This window comes from Corynebacterium sp. CCM 9203, assembly GCF_041357675.1.
Taxonomy (GTDB): domain Bacteria; phylum Actinomycetota; class Actinomycetes; order Mycobacteriales; family Mycobacteriaceae; genus Corynebacterium.
The window spans coordinates 173,670-191,133 of the sequence record NZ_JAUERY010000003.1; the positions used below are offsets into that span (position 1 = coordinate 173,670).

The window sequence follows — 17,464 nt, forward strand, 5'->3', positions numbered from 1 at the left end:
TCATGGTGCGTGTCACGACCCTATTTCTTGGCTGACTTGCGAGAAACCGTGATCTTGTTCTTCTTCAGGTCTCCCTCAGCGAGAGCTCCGACCTCAGGCTCGTTGATCACGGGGGTCCCATCCGTGGTCTGGAAGGTTCGCTTGAAATCCTCGGTCGCGGAAACGAGCACTTCCTTGGACTCATCGGAGAAAGCAGCGCCACCTGCGATCTGGTCGTAGACTTCGCGGGCGTTGCCATGCAGGTACTCGTGCAGTTCCGACTCGAAACGACGGACATCTTCGACGGGAACGTTGTCGAGGTGACCTTCGCCTGCGAGCCAGATCGAAACCATCTGATCCTCGACGGCCATCGGGTTGTTCTCGGACTGCTTGAGCAGTTCGACGAGACGCTGACCACGTTCCAGCTGGCGCTTGGATGCCGGATCCAAATCGGACGCGAAAGCCGCGAAGGCCTCCAGGTCACGGTAGGAAGCGAGATCCAGACGCAACGAACCGGACACCTTCTTCATGCCCTTGGTCTGTGCGGCACCGCCGACACGGGAAACCGAGACACCGACGTTAATGGCCGGTCGGACACCCTGGTTGAACAGGTCCGATTCCAGGAATACCTGACCGTCGGTAATGGAGATGACGTTGGTCGGGATGAAGGCCGAAACATCGTTAGCCTTGGTCTCGATGATCGGCAAAGCCGTCATCGATCCTGCGCCCATGTCATCGGACAGCTTTGCGGCACGTTCCAGCAGTCGGGAGTGCAGGTAGAAGACGTCACCCGGGTAAGCCTCACGGCCCGGCGGACGGCGCAGCAGCAACGAGATCGCACGGTAGGCCTCAGCCTGCTTGGTCAAATCGTCATAAATGACCAAAACGTGCTTGTTGTTGTACATCCAGTGCTGCCCCAAGGCCGCACCGGCGAACGGCGCCAACCACTTGAATCCAGCGGAGTCGGAGGCAGGAGCGGCAACGATCGTCGTGTACTCCAGCGCACCGTGCTCCTCGAGGGTCTTCCGGATTCCGGCGATAGTGGAGCCCTTCTGACCGATGGCAACATAGATGCAGCGGACCTGCTTCTTCTCGTCACCGGACTCCCAGTTGGCCTTCTGGTTCAGGATGGTGTCCAGGCAGACAGCAGTCTTACCGGTCTTCCGGTCACCAATGATCAACTGACGCTGACCACGCCCGATGGGGGTCATTGCATCAATAGCCTTAATACCTGTCTGAAGCGGCTCCTCGACGGGCTGACGCTGCAGCACAGAGGGTGCCTGAAGCTCGAGGACACGGTCCTCTTCAGCCTCGATAGCACCCATCCCGTCGATGGGTTCACCCAGGGGATTGATCACTCGGCCGAGGAACTTGTCACCGACCGGGATGGACAGGACTTCTCCCGTCCGCTTGACTTCGTCGCCTTCTTTGAGGCTCTCGTAGTTACCCAGCACCACGACGCCGACGCGGTCGGTATCGAGGTTCTGTGCGACGCCGATGACGCCACCCGGGAACTCGAGCAGCTCATTCGTCATCACTGACGGGAGGCCCGAAACCTGGGCGATACCGTCAGCCGCCGAAATGACCACGCCGACCTCCTCACGGGAGGCCTCCGGGGAGTAGCTCGAGGTGTAATTCTCAATCGCGCTACGGATCTCGTCGGAGGAGATCGTCAGCTCCGCCATGTTCTTCCTGCTCTCGGTTGTTTCTTCCAGCATTATTTGTCTAGTTCTCCTGGTCGTAGTCGGCGCCGGTCACGGCAGTTTCGACCGCAGGCGTTGAAGTTTGCCTGAAGTAGAACCATCAATGACTTCCGAACCGACGCGGACGACCACACCACCGAGGAGGCTGGGGTCAACCTCAGAGTGGATGGACATCTCACGACCGTAGATCGTGCCCAGCTTGTCCTTCAGTCCCTGCTCCTGCTGCGCAGTGAGCTGGGTCGCGGCAACCACATGGGCAACCGTCCGGTTCTGCATGTCGGCGGCCAATGCACTCAGTGCGGCGATGTCGTCGACGGGGCCGTGGTCTCGTCGGGTGATCGCCTGCAATGCCAGTGCCTCGGTTACCGGGGTGACCTTCCCGTACAGAACGTTCGCCAGCAACCCTCGCTTCGCGTCGGCAGTCGCCGTGCGGTCGTCGAGAAGTTGCGTGAGTTTGGGTTCGTCGCTCAGTATCCGGGAGAGCCGGAACAGTTCGTCCTCGACCTGCTCCAACTGCCCCTGATTCCGGGCAGCCTCCAGCAGTGCGCGGCGGCCGAGTTCAACTAGGCCTTCCCGCATCTCACGGGGGGTCGACCAGGTCAGTTCAACCGCATCTCCGAGGACCTTGAGGGTGGTATCGGAGACCTTTCCCCCGAATACCTCCCGCACCAGGCCCACGCGCTGCTCGGCGGGGTTCGAAACCTCCGCTGCAGCGACACGCAGGGCGCGGTCGCCGTCGAGGACTTCCACGACGTCGAAAAGCTCGGTTCCGGTCTGTGCGGCGCTGGCCACGGCGTTGCCCTGGCCGGACAGGATCGTGTCCAGATTGCGCGTCGCCTTCGCCAATGCCTCGCGGCTCGCTGCGTGCATGTCGCTCACTTTCCTGCCGGGGCCACGGTGTCGAGATCGGAGAGGAATGTATCGATCGTCCCGGAGCGCTTGACGTTGTCGCCGAGCTGCTCGCCGAGGAGGCGCTCAGCCAAGTTGATCGAGTTCTGTCCCATCTCACGGCGAAGCTCGGTAATGACCTGCTCGCGCTGAGCCATCAATTGCTTCTCACCGGACTCGATGATTCGGTTACTTTCTTCTGTGGCCTGGGCCTTCATGTCTTCGATGATCTGCTTGCCCTTGGTACGCGCATCTTCACGGATCTGCGCGGCTTCAGCACGAGCCTCAGCGAGCTGGGCATTGTACTTTTCCAGGGCCGCCTTGGCTTCCGCCTGAGCAGCTTCCGCGCGCTGAATTCCGCCCTTGATGCGGTCTTCGCGCTCGACGAGCACTTCACGGGCCTTCGGAAGAACAAACTTCCAGAAGCCGATCAGGATGACAATGAAGCACAGCGCCGACCAGACCATGTCGTAGGTGAACGGGAACAAGGGTGAAATCTGGCCGCTCAGCGGCAGATTTCCATGCTCCGCGCCACCTTCGGCAAGGTGGTAAAGGTGGTTAGTCATAGGTCCTCACAGCTTTCGTTGTCGGCGTGGTTCTTCGCTGTTGAGTAGATCAGAACAGGAAGCCGGCAACGAGGCCGATGAGAGCAAGCGCCTCCACGAAGGCGATACCCAGGAACATCGTGGTGCGGAGCTGGCCGGCCATCTCGGGCTGGCGTGCCATACCCTCGAGGGTCTTACCGACGAGGATGCCGATGCCGATGCCGGGGCCGATCGCGGCGAGGCCGTAGCCGATGGCGCCGAAACCGGAGAAGGAGGTGGCGGCTTCCTGCGCGAGGATGATCTCGTTCATTGGTGTGTCGTTCCCTTTCTTAAGCCCAGAAAGGTCATTGTCTTCTGGGCGAGGTGGTGATGATGGGGTATTCAGTTGACCGTATTGATGCCCCGGCCTGAGCCGAGGCTGGTCCGTGGCTCCGGTCTCCCGGAATCACGAGGCCTGGGCCGACGCCCCGGAGGGCGACGGGTGTCAGTGTTCGTCCGCGTGCAACGACAGTTCGATGTAAACGGCAGAGAGGAGCGCGAAAATGTACGCCTGCAGGAAGATGACCAGCAGTTCGAACAAGGTGAACGCGACTCCGGCAAGGAAGGTCACGCCACTCAGCAGGGTCCAGCCGTTCAACTGCCAGAAGAAGAAGTTCGTGGCGGAGAACAACAGAACCAGAATGAGGTGACCTGCGAGCATGTTGGCCATCAGACGCAGGGTCAGCGTGGCCGGCCGCATGACGAACGTCGAGAAGAACTCGATCGGAATCGTCAGAAAGTGGAGCAACGGCGGAAGGTTCGGGACCACCGTCGAGCACTTGACATACTTGAAGAAGCCGTAACGCTTTACACCCGCGTAGATGAACGCGATGTAACCGACTATCGCCAGCGTCAGCGGCATGCCGATTCGAGCATTCGGGGAAATGTTCAGTCCCGGGATCACAGACGGGAGATTCATCGCAAAGACGGTGAAGAAGATAGCCGTCAGCAATGGCAGAAAGCGGTGTCCCTCCCGCTTGCCGAGGATCTCCTCGGCGATATGAAGCCGGACGAAATCAAGGCCCATCTCCCCCACGCTCTGCAACCGGGACGGAACCAGTTTGGGGTTCCGCATGGCGATGGCGAAGAAGAAGACGAGCAGAACCGCCATGAGCAGGCGGACGAACATCAGACGGTCGAGTGCGAATGCGCCGTTGAAGAAGTCGTGGAACCAGAGGTTCACGACATTCCCGTGCTCATCCACGTACCCCGGGAAAAATTCTTGGTCCAGGTCGGGCTTATGGAACTCACCCTTCATGGACAGTGTTGTAACGCTCAGCGTTCTCTCCCGTGTTCGGGCCGCACCCGACGCTTCTGCCTGCGGGTGCGGTGCGATGGACGTCTGAAAAGTACCTGGACCAACCGCGGACTCCGTCGCACATCATCGCGGTGATCACTGGGGACGGGAAGCCCGGCACCATCCCAGCAGAATGGCACACCTGTACGGACGAAAGCACGTCAGCACAACGGTTCCCTAAACCCGGGATCAGACTATCAGGTGCCGGGTACGTTTACCGAAGATTGCCCCGGGGGTATTCACCCACCCCCTGGACCAGAACCAGCGCACCACTGTTCAACGGGGAAAATGTTTACTTGTAAGTTCGGTCACATGGTGTTGAAGTGGGGGCTACGGGGGTAATCCACCAACTTCAGAGATGTAATGCATCTCCGGATTTTCCCGGCCCCCGGTTCCCCCGTATGCGCCTTATCCTATACTCGGACCTCAATACCGGACGTAACACCGTGATTCATCTGTCGCGGGAACGATGTCCACCCACTGAAATAGAGCACGCGGGAAGTGTCAGGAGACATAAGTCGTGCGACTGCTCACGATGGCCCATGTCTCTGATCCCAGGACCACGGTCAGTGCCGCCATTACCGTGACGAACAACGCCCTGCGTGAGTAGAAGTCCAGATCACGCAGAATGAACAGAAGGATGAGAAGTGCCACCAGTTTGAGGAGCCAGCCACCAAGCACTAAAACGGCTGTCATACTCGGTGAGGTTCCACCGGTAATCAGAACACTCAGCACTGTCAGAAGAACGAATCCGCCTCCGACAATCCCACCGATGATTCCACCCCACATTCCCCGTTCACCATCGATCATCCACCACCCCGACACGGAGAGTGCCGTGATTCCGAGCAGGGCGAACGACCCCATCTGAGCAGCACGTATAAGCGGGATCCGATGATTGTCATACGGGGACTCGGGGAACTGGGTCGATTCACTCACATGCGGAATCCTACGTCATGGGAGATGGAGGGTCGATCGAGAGTTCACGGTCCCGCTTCCGTTTGTCCAGGACCGGTGTGATCGTAAAAATGAACGCCAGCGTAATCGCGAGGAAAAACCCCACGAGCACTTCCATGACATGGAGGACCGTGAACGCTACCGCACCGAAGGCGACCGCAAAGGTCCACGAGTAGATCGTTACCGCAACCTGACGGGGGGAATGCCCGTGGCGCATGAGTTGATGATGCAGGTGATTCTTGTCGGGAACCGACATCGACTGTCCGGTGACCAGACGTCGGACAACCGTCAGACAGAGTTCCGCGAGAGGAACACAGACGCATCCCACGGCGACAATCATCGGTGCCATGACAGCGAAGATATCTGCCACACCGTACAGGGAGAGATTAATCTTTCCCGAGGCGGACGTTGACCCGGCTGCGAGAAGCAACCCGATCAGCATACTGCCGGTGTCCCCCATGAAAATCCTCGCGGGAGCGAAGTTGTGCGGGAGAAACCCGAGACAGATTCCCACCAGGCCCGCTCCAATGATGGCGGGTGGATACGCGGACACCGCTCCTCCCTGATCGTGGAGAATGGTCAGGGAAAAAGTCAGGATCGCCCCACCCGTGATCAACCCGACCCCGGCTGCAAGTCCGTCACTGCCGTCAACGAAATTCAATGCGTTGATCAACGCCACGGTGACGAAAGCAGTGAGTACCGTCGACAGCACCTGATCGAGCACGACGGTTGTTCCACCACCGAACGGAAAATATATCAGGGTCCAGGTCAATCCCATCAGGCTCATCACGACGGCACCAAGGATCTGTCCGATGAGCTTCGCCAGAACATCGAGTTCGAAAAAATCATCGATGATACCCACCAGCACGATGACGAGTCCAGCCCAGGCGACGGCCCCCATCTCCGGGGTGATCGGTTGAAAACCTCTGTTGAGCGCTGGAAGCTGCTGTGCCAGGAAAACTGCCGCCAGAAAACCAGTGAACATAGCTACTCCGCCCATCTGCGGAGTCGGGTTCTTGTGCACGTCCCGTTCCCTTACCGGGTCAACCTTGTCTGTGCGAACCAAGACATACCGGACGATTCCGGTGGCCAGATAGGTCACCGCGCAAGCGACGAGAAGGACCAGTCCAAGTTCGCGCAGGGGGACTCCGGCGCCTCCGGATCCCATGTCAGGCCAGAGTCTCCGGAGAGATCCCGAGCGCATCAGCGATCCGTGCAGCCGGGACGGCCCCTTCCCGGAGCAGTCGCGGGCGACTCCCGGAAAGATCGATAATGCTCGAAGGCTGACCCGTCAGACAGGTTCCGCCATCGAGATAGACGGAAACGGTGCTACCGAGTTGCTTCCGGGCTTCCTCGGCTGTTGTTGCCGGAGGTTGACCGGAAATATTCGCACTTGAAACCGCCATCGGCCCGGTTTCCCTCAGCAGCTCGATCGCAACCGGGTGCAGCGGCATCCGGAGCATCACCGTGCCACGGGTGTCTCCGAGATTCCAGGGAAGACTCGGTGCCTGGACGACGACTATGGAGAGTCCACCGGGCCAGAACGCCTCGATAAGAGTACGCACCTGCGGTTGATTGTCACGGACGAGTCCCTGGACCGTGTACCAGCTTCCGACGAGAACAGGAACCGGCATGTCGGGTCCCCTGTGCTTCGCCCGAAGCAGGTCACCGACGGCACGATTATCGAACGCGTCGCACCCGATTCCATACAGCGTGTCCGTCGGTAGGACGACGAGCCCGCCGCCTTTGACCGCGTTGACGGCAGCGGCTACACCGTTGACGCGGTCCTCGGTGTTCAGGCAATTGTAGATCCGGCTCACTGGTTTGTTCTCTCTTTCCGGGTGGAACCTCGTTCAGCAGTGTCCGAGTCTACTCGCCGTGGTGAATCGCTCCCGACCCGCCAGGTCGCTCCGGGTCCGAACCCGGTTAAACCCACCGTGCGCGGAGAACGCCGCCCGTACCGCACCTCCGGTGGAATCATCATGTTCGATTCCACAGATACCCCCCGGTTTCAGCAGTTTATACACGGTCTCGAGCATGGGGATGATGACCTCCATGCCATCTATGCCACCAAATACGGCACGGTAGGGGTCATGGGATATTTCAGGGGGCAAGATCTCCGATCCGCGCTCAGGAACGTACGGCGGGTTCGAAAGTACCAGGTCCACCCTGCCCTGAAGATCCGGGAGGATGTCCATCCGGGTCGCATCGGCCTCAACGAGCCGGACACGGGGAGCATGTACATCAATATTTCTCCGTGCCCACCGGGCTGCGTCCGGATCCAATTCGACCGCGATGACCGTGGCATCAGGGACCGAGCAGGCAACCGCGATCGCGAGTGCCCCCGAGCCGGTGCAGAGATCAACGACGACGGGGGTAGCCAAATTAGTGAGTTCAGTGATTCCCCAGGCTGCGAGCAGTTCAGTCTCGGGGCGCGGGATGAAAACCCCGGGACCGACTGCCAGGTCAAGCCCGCCGATGGAAGCAGTTCCGGTGATGTACTGGAGAGGCTCTCTTCGGGCCCGTCGCCTGACGAGCGCCGCGTAGCCTTCCGGTGCCGGTTCCCCGCCACGGAGGAAGAGGTCCATCCGCCCGCAGCCAAGAAGATGTGCCGCGAGCAACTGGGCGTCGACGAGCGGCGTGTCGATGCCCGCGGCAGAAAGAACCGCCGCAGCGTCGCGCACGGCAGCGGTTACCGTGAGCTGCACGTGGATACCTCTACTCAGCTTCCAGACGGGCGTTGCGTTCCGCGGTCTGGAGCGCGGCGAACAGATCCTCAAGATCACCGTTCAGAACGGTGTCGAGGTTGTTGGCCTTGTATCCGATCCGGTGGTCACTGACCCTGTTTTCGGGCCAGTTGTAGGTCCGGATACGCTCAGACCTGTCCATGGTGCGGATCTGGGCAGCACGGCCCTCTGCGGCTTCAGCGTCAGCGGCTTCCTCGATCTGCCGCTGCAGCCGGGCTGCGAGAACCTGCATGGCACGAGCTTTGTTCTGGATCTGTGAACGTTCCTTCTGACAGGTCACAACAATTCCCGTGGGCAGGTGTGTGATACGGACAGCCGAGTCGGTGGTGTTGACTCCCTGGCCTCCCTTGCCCGATGAACGGTAGACGTCCACCCGAAGATCCTTGTCATCGATCTCCACGGCCTCAATCTCATCGGGCTCCGGATAGACGAGAACACCCGCTGCGGAGGTCTGGATACGCCCCTGTGACTCGGTCACGGGCACCCGCTGAACCCGATGAACACCACCCTCGAACTTGAAGACGCTCCACGCACCGTCCGCAGAAGGCTGCTTCGACTTGATGGACAAGGTCATGTCCTTAACTCCACCGAGATCTGATTCGCTGAGCCCCAGAATTTCAGTACTGAAGCCGTGCTTCTCAGCGAAACGCTGGTACATCCTGGCGAGCTCGCCGGCGAAGAGCGCCGCCTCTTCACCACCGGCGCCGGACTTGATCTCCATCACGATGTCATCGGCATCGTGCGGATCACGAGGAGCAAGGAGGTCGGCGAGCTTCTCCTCCAACTCGATCTTCCGTTCGGAGAGACGTTCGGCCTCAGCGGCAAACTCGGCATCCTCGTGGGCCATCTCAAGGGCTGCCTCAAGATCACCACGCACAGCAGACAACTCACCGTGCACGCGGATGATCGGTTGCAGTTGCGAATAACGCTTACCGACTCTACGGGCGGCCGTCTGATCATTGTGCAACTCCGGGTCTGCGAGCTGTGCTTCGAGGCCCTGGTACTCGGAGAGGATGTCGTCGACAGCGGAAACCTGGTTCGACATCTTAGGAGTACTCCTCCTCGCCGTCAGACGCCATCGGCGCCGACGAAGCGATCTGCATCATGAACTCTGCATTGGATTTCGTCTTCTTCAACTGCTTCAGTAGCAGATCAATTGCCTGCTGATTGTCCAGGGCAGACAGAATCCGACGTAGCTTGTGCATGAGCCGCGCTTCCTCGGGGGCGAGCAGAAGCTCGTCCTTGCGGGTGCCGGACGGGTTGACGTCGACGGCCGGGAACACCCGACGCTCAGAGATCTTGCGGTCGAGCTTGAGCTCGGCGTTACCGGTACCCTTGAATTCCTCGAAGATGACCGTGTCGCCGGCCGAACCGGTCTCGACCATGGCAGTCGCGATGATTGTCAATGAACCACCCTGCTCGATATTCCTGGCGGCACCGAGGAAACGCTTCGGCGGGTAGAGTGCGTTGGAGTCCACACCACCAGACAGAATGCGTCCCGACGCCGGAGAGCTGTTGTTGTACGCGCGTCCCAGTCGGGTGATGGAATCGAGTAGAACGACGACGTCTTTCCCTTCCTCCACCAGGCGCTTGGCACGCTCGATAGCGAGCTCGGCGACAGCCGTGTGCTCGCTCGGCGGACGGTCGAAGGTGGAGGCGATGACCTCACCTTTGACTGAACGCTGCATGTCGGTGACTTCCTCCGGACGCTCATCCACAAGCACGATCATGCAGTGGCATTCCGGGTTGTTGGTCGCGATCGCGTTGGCGATGTTCTGCATGATCGTCGTCTTACCCGCCTTCGGAGGTGAGACGATCAGTGCACGCTGCCCCTTACCGATCGGCATGATTAGATCGATAAGTCGAGTAGTGAGAACCTTGGGGTCAGTCTCCAACCGCAGACGCTGATTCGGGTACAGCGGGGTGAGTCTGTAGAAGTCAGGGCGTTTACGTGCCTCTTCCGGACTCATCTGGTTCACCGTGTCGACTTTGACCAGCGAATTGTACTTCTGCCGGTTGCGTCCACCACCGCTGTGCTGGTTGGCGGGCTGTCCGTCGGCACGCATCTTCACCTGACCGGTGATCGCATCCCCAGAGCGCAATCCGAACTTGCGGACCATCTGCTGCGGCACGAAAACGTCCGCTGGGCCAGCGTGATACCCGGTTGTACGGACAAATGCGAGATTGTTGTCGACGATGTCGAGAATACCTCCGACCGGAGAGAACACATCATCATCGCGAGAATCATCGTTGCTGTGATTGTTGCCGTAGGCGTCGTTTCCGCCTCGGTTACGGTCCCGGCGGTTACGTCGGTTACGACGGTTACCCCGCCCACCATCATTGTCATCGCCACCGCGGCTGCGGTCCCGGCGGTTGTTCCCCCCGTTGTTGTCCGAATTCTGCTCGTCACTGCCGCCGCCCCGGTTGCGGTCCCGGCGGTTGTTGTTTCGGCCTCCGTCTGAATTCTGCTCGTCACTGCCGCCGCCCCGGTTGCGGTCCCGGCGATTGTTGTTACGGCCTCCGTCTGAATTCTGCTCGTCACTGCCGCTGTCACGATTGCGGTCCCGGCGATTACCGTTACGGATGTTTCCGTCATTGTCATCGCCGTCATCCTGCGTACCGTCATCACTAGTGTCACGGCCGCCCTTCCGCTGCTGGCGGGCACGGTTGCGACGTGCCCGGCGCGCAGCCGAACGTGATTCAAAATGCCCGTCATCGTCACCGTTGTCACTGTTTTCAGTACCCGGGGAACCCTCCGCCTCGGAATCCCGATCTTCGCCTCGATCACGACGTTCCGCATCGTTCGGGTCACCATTCTTGTGGGCACCGTTCCGCTGCTGACGCTCATTCTGTGCAGACGTCTCCGGCTGCATTGCCGCATCCCCCCTCTGCGCGGACTCCCGCGCAGATTCCCCCGGAGTGATCGTTGAGGTACTGACCCGGCGTCGATGCCGTTCTCCACCGGAGACATCCGAACCTGACTCCCCCTGATCCGGTGCTGAGGCTGTGGCGGGGGCCTGGCTCTGTCCACCTGCGCCGCGGATTGCCTCGATGAGGTCTCCCTTGCGTTTGCCGGAGATTCCCCGGATACCGAGTTTCTGCGCCATTTGGCGCAGCTCAGTGAGCTTGAACGAGGCGAGATCCTTGTTCACGGCGTTGTCCGTATCGGTCACGAAAGTCCTTTCAATCGCTGTACCGGCACTGATGGCGTCATACACCACTGGGCAGATCGTACTGCCGGCAGCTTTTCACGGAAAATAATCAGTCATCGCAGTACCGCTCGGCTTCGGACACCTGCCGGAGAATATCCGTGGGGCGATCCGGGAGCGAGGAAGCTCTGCTTCAGACTTGTCTGGGTGCTTCGGCCGGTTCATCCTTCGGGTATACCGCCGGGAGACCGTCATCGAAGCTGTATTAACTGGCCCGGGCATGCACCCCGGCCATTCGAGTGCGCGGCCATGGGAGGGAGCACGGAAGAAGATTGTCGTTCCCGATAATCCGGCTCCGCGCCTCGGCCCTGGCGGTCACACTGCATTAACCTGTCGGTTCAGTCACCTACTTTAGCGTATTCGGCACGTCTACGCCTACATCGGACACGGTCGAACAGGTAGTCCGCATCATAGCTCCCCAGAGAAATGACACGTCCCGCATCAGCATTCCATGGACCCCTGCCCCCGCATCAGCACGCGGTTAGAGTGGTGAACATGCTGAGTACCATGCACGACATCCCCATGTCGTTGACCAGGATCCTGCGCTACGGTTCCACCGTGCACGGGTCATCGACGGTCACGAGTTGGGACCACGGTGAACCAACCTCAATGACATTCAGCGAGATCGGGGTCCGCGCAGCGGCACTCGCCAACGCTCTCCGAGATGAACTCGGCATAGATTCCGACCAGCGTATCGGTACATTCATGTACAACTGCGCCGAGCACCTGGAAGCGCTGTTCGCGGTTAGTTGCATGGGAGCGGTGTTCAACCCCCTCAACAAGCAACTCATGGAGGATCAGGTCTCCCACATCATCAATCACGCCAATGACCGCGTCATCATCTCCGACCCACGGCTGATTCCGAAACTGGGACGGATCCTCACCCACTGTCCCCGGGTCACGGATGTGATCATCACAGGCCTGCAAGGCATCGACACGCTCTCTTCGCATCTACCCGACCACATCAGGATCCACTCCTACGAAGCGCTCATCGACGGTCGCCCCACGACATACGACTGGCCCGTCCTCGACGAACACACCGCAGCCGCGATCTGCTATTCCACCGGCACAACCGGGGCTCCCAAAGGGGTCGTCTACTCCCACCGGTCCATGTATCTCCACTCCATGAGCCTCCGGACCACGGATAGTTTCGCGGTGAGCCATGGGATACCTTTCCTCTGCTGTGTACCGATCTATCACGTCCTCTCCTGGGGGGTCCCGATATCCGCATTCATGTCCGGCGCACCGATGATTCTCCCCGGCCCTGATCTCTCCGCACCGACACTCGCGAAAATCATCGCGACGACCCACCCACGGGCGGCATCCGGGGTCCCCACACTATGGATTTCGTTGATGGTGCATTATCTCTCGCATCCCCCAGAACGAATGAGTCTCCAGGAGATCTTCGCGGGCGGATCCCCCGTACCACCGATCCTCATCAGAATGTGGGAGGAACGGTACGGAGTCGACGTCATCCACATCTGGGGCATGACAGAAACCTCACCCATCGGCACCGTCGCCCGACCACCGATGGGTGTCTCCGGCCAAGCCCGTTGGACATATCGAATCAGCCAAGGCAGATTCCCCGCATCCATCGAGTTCCGGGTGGTCAACGACGGCCGGGAAGTCACCGGAACAGATCGGAACCAGGGCGAGATCCAGGTCCGTGGCAACTGGGTCACAGCCTCCTACTACCACTCCCCAGAGGAGGACAAAGGTGGCCTCGCACAGAGCTTCCGCGGCGCGGACGTCGGGGACGCCACCGACAAATTCACCGATGACGGGTGGCTGCGCACCGGGGATGTCGGATCGATCACCCGTGACGGCTTCCTCACCGTTGAGGATCGTGCCCGCGACGTCATCCGATCCGGCGGGGAATGGATCTACTCCGTCCAACTGGAGAATCTGATCATGGAGGCGGATGAGGTCGTAGAAGCCGCCGTGATCGGATATCCCGATGACAAATGGGGTGAACGGCCCCTCGCTGTGACGGTCCTCTACCCTGGGGTCACCCCCGGAAAAACCACCGCGGAACACCTCCGGGACACACTCCGCGAGAAACTCCCGGCCTGGATGCTGCCCGAGTACTGGACCTTCGTGGAACAGATCGACCGCACCAGCGTAGACAAGTTCGACAAAAAGGATCTGCGCAAACACCTTGCTGACGGCGACTTCGAGGTGATCCGACTCAAGGGCCCTGGCGAGCGTTGACGATGAGCCGGGATGGCTTTCTCCCGGCGAACCCCCACGGCAGCTCGCGCATCGGGGACCGGTGACAATCAGAGTATCCGAGATTAACATCGTGGAATATCATCTACAGCTCCACTGAAAGGAACCCCGATGAGTCTCCGGGAACAACTGCCCCTCACCGAAAAAACGGGCACCTGTAGCTGTACTGAACAAGAGATTCCGATCCCGGAGCTGGATGCGGCTGCCATTCCGCATGCCATCCGACACGGGGCCATCCATGGTGCACTGGGGGTCCTCCCCATCGGAGGGGCGCTCGTCCTCGTCGCCCCGCACAATCCGGTCCCCCTGATCAACGAGATCGCCGCTCGTGAGGAATCCTTCGACATGAAGTTCATTCAGCAGGGCCCGGACGAGTGGCGGATCAGATTCACCAGGATGGCCTGACCCGGAGTTTCCACGGGGAGTTTTCCTGACCATGATTCCCGGGCCATAACTGTGACATCATGAAGTGATCTGCACAATACCGTGCAGTCGGTATCATCCCCTGGTCACAGCATCTGGGCACGGTTTCGACGTCGCGCTACCCTGCCGCGTATGGCGTAAACCCCTTGCCACGGTGGGCGGGGAAGGTACTCCACTCGGATCGTCCGGCACGTACCTGCCGGTGGAGGGAATTCAATCATGGCTACAGTGACTTTCGATAAGGCCAGCCGAATATACCCGGGGGCCAATCATCCGGCCGTCGATAAACTTGATCTACACATTGATGATGGCGAGTTTCTCGTTCTCGTCGGTCCGTCAGGCTGCGGAAAATCCACTTCACTCCGGATGCTCGCCGGACTGGAGGACGTCAACTCGGGCCGCATCCTCATAGGTGACCGCGACGTCACTTCGGTACTGCCGAAAGACCGGGACATCGCGATGGTGTTCCAGAACTACGCGCTGTACCCGCACATGACCGTCCGGGAGAACATGGGGTTCGCCCTCAAGATCTCCAAGACCCCGAAGGACGAGATCGCCCGCCGCGTGGACGAAGCCGCGGGGATCCTCGGTCTCGAACCTTTCCTGGACCGGAAGCCCAAAGCGCTCTCCGGCGGCCAGCGTCAGCGGGTGGCCATGGGCCGCGCCATCGTCCGTAAACCCCAGGTATTCCTCATGGACGAACCCCTGTCCAACCTTGACGCGAAACTCCGTGTACAGACTCGTACCCAGATCGCCTCGTTGCAGCGCAACCTCGGTGTCACCACGGTGTACGTGACGCATGACCAGACGGAAGCGCTCACCATGGGCGACCGGATCGCCGTTCTCAAGGACGGGGTACTCCAACAGTGCGGCACGCCGCAGGACATGTACGACCGGCCGGTCAACAAATTCGTCGCCGGATTCATCGGATCACCCGCGATGAACCTCGGGACGTTCCACGTCGACGGCGACGAGGCCAAGCTCGGTTCCGCTGCGGTGCGGCTCCCGAGGGACACGGTCGCAGCTCTCACCGAAGCGGACGGCGGACGCATCACGATCGGTTTCCGGCCCGAGAGTCTCGAGGTTGTCAGCGAGCAGGTGGGCACAACTATTCCGGTGGTCGTCGATCTCGTTGAGGAGCTCGGCTCCGACGCCTACATCTATGGTCACCTCGCGGGTGCCACGGATGCGGCGATCGGATCTGGCCCGGACGAATCCGCTGATTCGCCCATCATCGTGAGGGTTCCCCCACGGACCGCACCGACGCGCGGCGAGACGATCCACGTGCGGATCCGGGAGAACCAGCAGCACTGCTTCAGCGCGGCCACCGGCGAGCGGATTGCCTGACGTCCTTTCGATCCCCAGTCGCTGAACGAAGCGGGGTGGGTGGGAGATTCCTCTCCCCGCCCACCCCGACTTTCAGGTCCGCTGGTCCGGATCAGTCAACGGTGACCTCGACAGGTCCGGCCACCTCAAGCTCGTGCACCACGAGTCCGTCTGCCCGCGCCTGGTCCAGGATCATCGGATCCACGGGTTCCGTGGACAACACCATGACGGTGGGTCCTGCTCCAGAAAGATAGGCGGCCCAGCCCCGATTCCGGAGTCGGTTGACCCACTCCGCAGTCACGGGGAGGACATCCGCACGGTAGGGCTGGTGCAACCGGTCCCGGGTGCCCTCCCAGAGCAATTCGGGATGATGCTGGATGGCCACGGTCATCACCGCGCACCGGGAGACGTTGAAGCGTGCATCCATGTGGGTGACGTCACTGGGCAGCACCTGGCGGACGGCCTGCGTCGAGGCACGGAAATCAGGAACCAGGGCCGTGGCCCGAATCCGCTTGTCAGTGGGGATTCTCACGGCACGGTACTGGGGTTTCGTCGTACCGTCTACCGGTACCTCGGTCCAGCCTACGATGGCGCTACCGAGCACACTGGCCGCGGCATTATCGGGATGTCCCTCGAAATCGCTGGCCAACTGTACGAGAGCCGCATCATCGAGCACAAAGCCCGCGAGCCCATTCGCCGCGGCGACACCAGCGACAGCGGCAGACGCTGAGGAACCAAGTCCACGGGACTGAGGGATCGAGTTCCGGCAGGTCACCTTGAGTCCTGGCACGGTGACACCGGCAGCGTTCAAGCCTGCCCGAACAGCACGCACCACGAGGTGCCGCTCATCAAGGGGAACCTCCCCCACACCCTGGCCCTCGACGGTAACCTCGAGACCGGACTCCGTGACTTCCACATCAACATGGTCATAGAGACTCACCGCGAGGCCCAGGGTGTCGAATCCCGGCCCCAGGTTCGCGGAGGATGCGGGGACCGTGACGTGCGCGGTTTTACCTACAGGAAGTGCGGTGCTCACCGGGATCACGCCTTCAGACCAAGTGCCTCGACCACGGCAGCGGGATCGACGTCAATCGGGGTCGGTTCCGGCATCTGCAGCAGCGCCGTCGTCGGATCCTTGAGGCCATTACCGGTGACAGTGCAGACAACGAGCTGGCCCGGCTCGAGCCAGCCGTCTTCGTGCGCCGCAAGGACACCGGCGACGGACGATGCGGATGCAGGTTCGACGAAGACGCCTTCCTTACCGGCGATGAGCCGGTACGCCTCGAGGATCTTCTCGTCGGTGGCGGCACGGAACACGCCTTCAGACTCATCACGGGCGGCGACAGCCGAGTGCCAGGACGCCGGGTTACCGATGCGGATAGCGGTCGCGATAGTCTCCGGGTTGGTGACGGGTTCACCGTTGACAAGGGGTGCTGCGCCCGCAGCCTGGACCCCGAGCATCCGGGGACGACGCGTGGTGACACCGTCGTTGAAATACTCGGTGTAGCCTTTCCAATAGGCAGTGATGTTACCGGCGTTGCCGACGGGCAGCGCATGGATGTGTGGCGCATCGCCGAGGACATCGGCGATCTCGAAGGCCGCGGTCTTCTGCCCCTCGATACGCATGGGGTTCACGGAGTTGACCAGGGCGATCTCCGGATACTCGGTGGTGGTCTTCTGGACGAGCTCGAGACAGTCGTCAAAGTTACCGCGCACCTGGATGATCTCCGCACCGTGCATGACCGCCTGAGCGAGCTTCCCCTGGGCGATCTTTCCTTCGGGGATAAGGACGGAGCACTTGATGCCCGCGCGGGTCGCGTAGGCAGCCGCTGACGCGGAGGTGTTGCCGGTGGACGCGCACATGAGCACCTTCTTGCCGTTGGCGACGGCATCAGTCACTGCGACGGTCATACCGCGATCCTTGAAGGAACCGGTGGGGTTAAGGCCCTCGACCTTCAGATAGACATCGCAGCCGGTGATCTCGGAGATGTGGTGGGCCTTCAGCAGCGGGGTGCCACCCTCCTGAAGCGTGACGGCGTTCCACCCCTGGGCCACCGGCATACGGTCGCGGTACGCCTCGATCAGTCCGGGCCAGCCGTGGTGGACGGGGTTGTGGGAGCTCATT

16 protein-coding genes are annotated in these 17,464 nt (G+C 60.8%); 3 read left to right on the forward strand and 13 right to left on the reverse strand.

What is annotated here, in order from left to right; translation table 11 throughout:
* Positions 1-20: 20 nt before the first annotated feature.
* The 11 genes from atpA to rho all read right to left on the reverse strand — a co-directional run bounded on the left by atpA (position 21) and on the right by rho (position 11,325).
* Complete coding sequence (gene atpA, locus QWU44_RS07530) at positions 21-1,664, reverse strand: F0F1 ATP synthase subunit alpha (protein WP_370915359.1); 1,644 nt, start codon at positions 1,662-1,664, stop codon at positions 21-23.
* A gap of 69 nt (positions 1,665-1,733) precedes the next feature.
* Complete coding sequence (locus tag QWU44_RS07535; RefSeq protein ID WP_370915360.1) at positions 1,734-2,552, reverse strand: F0F1 ATP synthase subunit delta; 819 nt, start codon at positions 2,550-2,552, stop codon at positions 1,734-1,736.
* A gap of 5 nt (positions 2,553-2,557) precedes the next feature.
* The gene (locus tag QWU44_RS07540) at positions 2,558-3,136 is read right to left on the reverse strand and encodes a F0F1 ATP synthase subunit B (protein WP_370915074.1); all 579 of its coding nucleotides are present in this window, start codon (positions 3,134-3,136) and stop codon (positions 2,558-2,560) included.
* A 49-nt stretch (positions 3,137-3,185) separates the two neighbouring features.
* Positions 3,186-3,425, reverse strand: coding sequence for an ATP synthase F0 subunit C (locus tag QWU44_RS07545; protein ID WP_198737374.1), 240 nt, complete (start codon positions 3,423-3,425; stop codon positions 3,186-3,188).
* A gap of 174 nt (positions 3,426-3,599) precedes the next feature.
* Positions 3,600-4,412, reverse strand: coding sequence for a F0F1 ATP synthase subunit A (atpB, locus tag QWU44_RS07550; protein ID WP_370915075.1), 813 nt, complete (start codon positions 4,410-4,412; stop codon positions 3,600-3,602).
* A 543-nt stretch (positions 4,413-4,955) separates the two neighbouring features.
* Complete coding sequence (locus QWU44_RS07555; protein WP_370915076.1) at positions 4,956-5,387, reverse strand: hypothetical protein; 432 nt, start codon at positions 5,385-5,387, stop codon at positions 4,956-4,958.
* A 10-nt stretch (positions 5,388-5,397) separates the two neighbouring features.
* Positions 5,398-6,573, reverse strand: a complete 1,176-nt coding sequence (locus tag QWU44_RS07560) for a glycosyltransferase family 4 protein (RefSeq protein ID WP_370915077.1) — start codon at positions 6,571-6,573, stop codon at positions 5,398-5,400.
* A gap of 1 nt (position 6,574) precedes the next feature.
* Entirely contained in the window at positions 6,575-7,225 is a 651-nt protein-coding gene (locus QWU44_RS07565) for an L-threonylcarbamoyladenylate synthase (RefSeq protein ID WP_370915078.1), read from the reverse strand.
* Between the two features lie 33 nt (positions 7,226-7,258).
* Positions 7,259-8,113: a peptide chain release factor N(5)-glutamine methyltransferase gene (prmC, locus tag QWU44_RS07570; RefSeq protein ID WP_370915079.1), complete on the reverse strand. Its 855-nt coding sequence runs from the start codon at positions 8,111-8,113 to the stop codon at positions 7,259-7,261.
* A gap of 10 nt (positions 8,114-8,123) precedes the next feature.
* Positions 8,124-9,197: a peptide chain release factor 1 gene (gene prfA / locus QWU44_RS07575; RefSeq protein ID WP_370915080.1), complete on the reverse strand. Its 1,074-nt coding sequence runs from the start codon at positions 9,195-9,197 to the stop codon at positions 8,124-8,126.
* A 1-nt stretch (position 9,198) separates the two neighbouring features.
* The gene (gene rho, locus QWU44_RS07580; protein WP_370915081.1) at positions 9,199-11,325 is read right to left on the reverse strand and encodes a transcription termination factor Rho; all 2,127 of its coding nucleotides are present in this window, start codon (positions 11,323-11,325) and stop codon (positions 9,199-9,201) included.
* A gap of 531 nt (positions 11,326-11,856) precedes the next feature.
* Between rho and QWU44_RS07585 the strand changes: the two genes are divergently transcribed.
* The 3 genes from QWU44_RS07585 to QWU44_RS07595 all read left to right on the forward strand — a co-directional run bounded on the left by QWU44_RS07585 (position 11,857) and on the right by QWU44_RS07595 (position 15,360).
* A complete protein-coding gene (locus QWU44_RS07585) occupies positions 11,857-13,572 on the forward strand; it encodes a long-chain fatty-acid--CoA ligase (RefSeq protein ID WP_370915082.1) in 1,716 nt (571 codons plus the stop codon).
* A gap of 129 nt (positions 13,573-13,701) precedes the next feature.
* A complete protein-coding gene (locus tag QWU44_RS07590) occupies positions 13,702-13,995 on the forward strand; it encodes a DUF2249 domain-containing protein (RefSeq protein ID WP_370915083.1) in 294 nt (97 codons plus the stop codon).
* A gap of 237 nt (positions 13,996-14,232) precedes the next feature.
* On the forward strand, positions 14,233-15,360 hold the full coding sequence (locus QWU44_RS07595; protein WP_370915084.1) for an ABC transporter ATP-binding protein: 1,128 nt from the start codon (positions 14,233-14,235) through the stop codon (positions 15,358-15,360).
* 91 nt (positions 15,361-15,451) lie between these two features.
* Here QWU44_RS07595 and thrB read toward each other — a convergent pair whose 3' ends face one another.
* Both thrB and thrC read right to left on the reverse strand, forming a co-directional pair.
* On the reverse strand, positions 15,452-16,375 hold the full coding sequence (thrB, locus tag QWU44_RS07600; RefSeq protein ID WP_370915085.1) for a homoserine kinase: 924 nt from the start codon (positions 16,373-16,375) through the stop codon (positions 15,452-15,454).
* A gap of 5 nt (positions 16,376-16,380) precedes the next feature.
* Positions 16,381-17,463 (reverse strand): threonine synthase, encoded by a 1,083-nt coding sequence (gene thrC / locus QWU44_RS07605; RefSeq protein WP_370915086.1) that lies wholly within the window; start codon positions 17,461-17,463, stop codon positions 16,381-16,383.
* Position 17,464: the final 1 nt, after the last annotated feature.

Excerpts from the sequence above, each read along its gene's own strand:
- atpA (WP_370915359.1), bottom strand. The coding sequence starts at position 1,664 with ATGGCGGAGCTGACGATCTCCTCCGACGAGATCCGTAGCGCGATTGAG.
- QWU44_RS07535 (WP_370915360.1), bottom strand. The coding sequence starts at position 2,552 with ATGCACGCAGCGAGCCGCGAGGCATTGGCGAAGGCGACGCGCAATCTG.
- QWU44_RS07540 (WP_370915074.1), bottom strand. The coding sequence starts at position 3,136 with ATGACTAACCACCTTTACCACCTTGCCGAAGGTGGCGCGGAGCATGGA.
- QWU44_RS07545 (WP_198737374.1), bottom strand. The coding sequence starts at position 3,425 with ATGAACGAGATCATCCTCGCGCAGGAAGCCGCCACCTCCTTCTCCGGT.
- atpB (WP_370915075.1), bottom strand. The coding sequence starts at position 4,412 with ATGAAGGGTGAGTTCCATAAGCCCGACCTGGACCAAGAATTTTTCCCG.
- QWU44_RS07560 (WP_370915077.1), bottom strand. The coding sequence starts at position 6,573 with ATGGGATCCGGAGGCGCCGGAGTCCCCCTGCGCGAACTTGGACTGGTC.
- prfA (WP_370915080.1), bottom strand. The coding sequence starts at position 9,197 with ATGTCGAACCAGGTTTCCGCTGTCGACGACATCCTCTCCGAGTACCAG.
- QWU44_RS07585 (WP_370915082.1), top strand. The coding sequence starts at position 11,857 with ATGCTGAGTACCATGCACGACATCCCCATGTCGTTGACCAGGATCCTG.
- QWU44_RS07590 (WP_370915083.1), top strand. The coding sequence starts at position 13,702 with ATGAGTCTCCGGGAACAACTGCCCCTCACCGAAAAAACGGGCACCTGT.
- QWU44_RS07595 (WP_370915084.1), top strand. The coding sequence starts at position 14,233 with ATGGCTACAGTGACTTTCGATAAGGCCAGCCGAATATACCCGGGGGCC.
- thrC (WP_370915086.1), bottom strand. The coding sequence starts at position 17,463 with ATGAGCTCCCACAACCCCGTCCACCACGGCTGGCCCGGACTGATCGAG.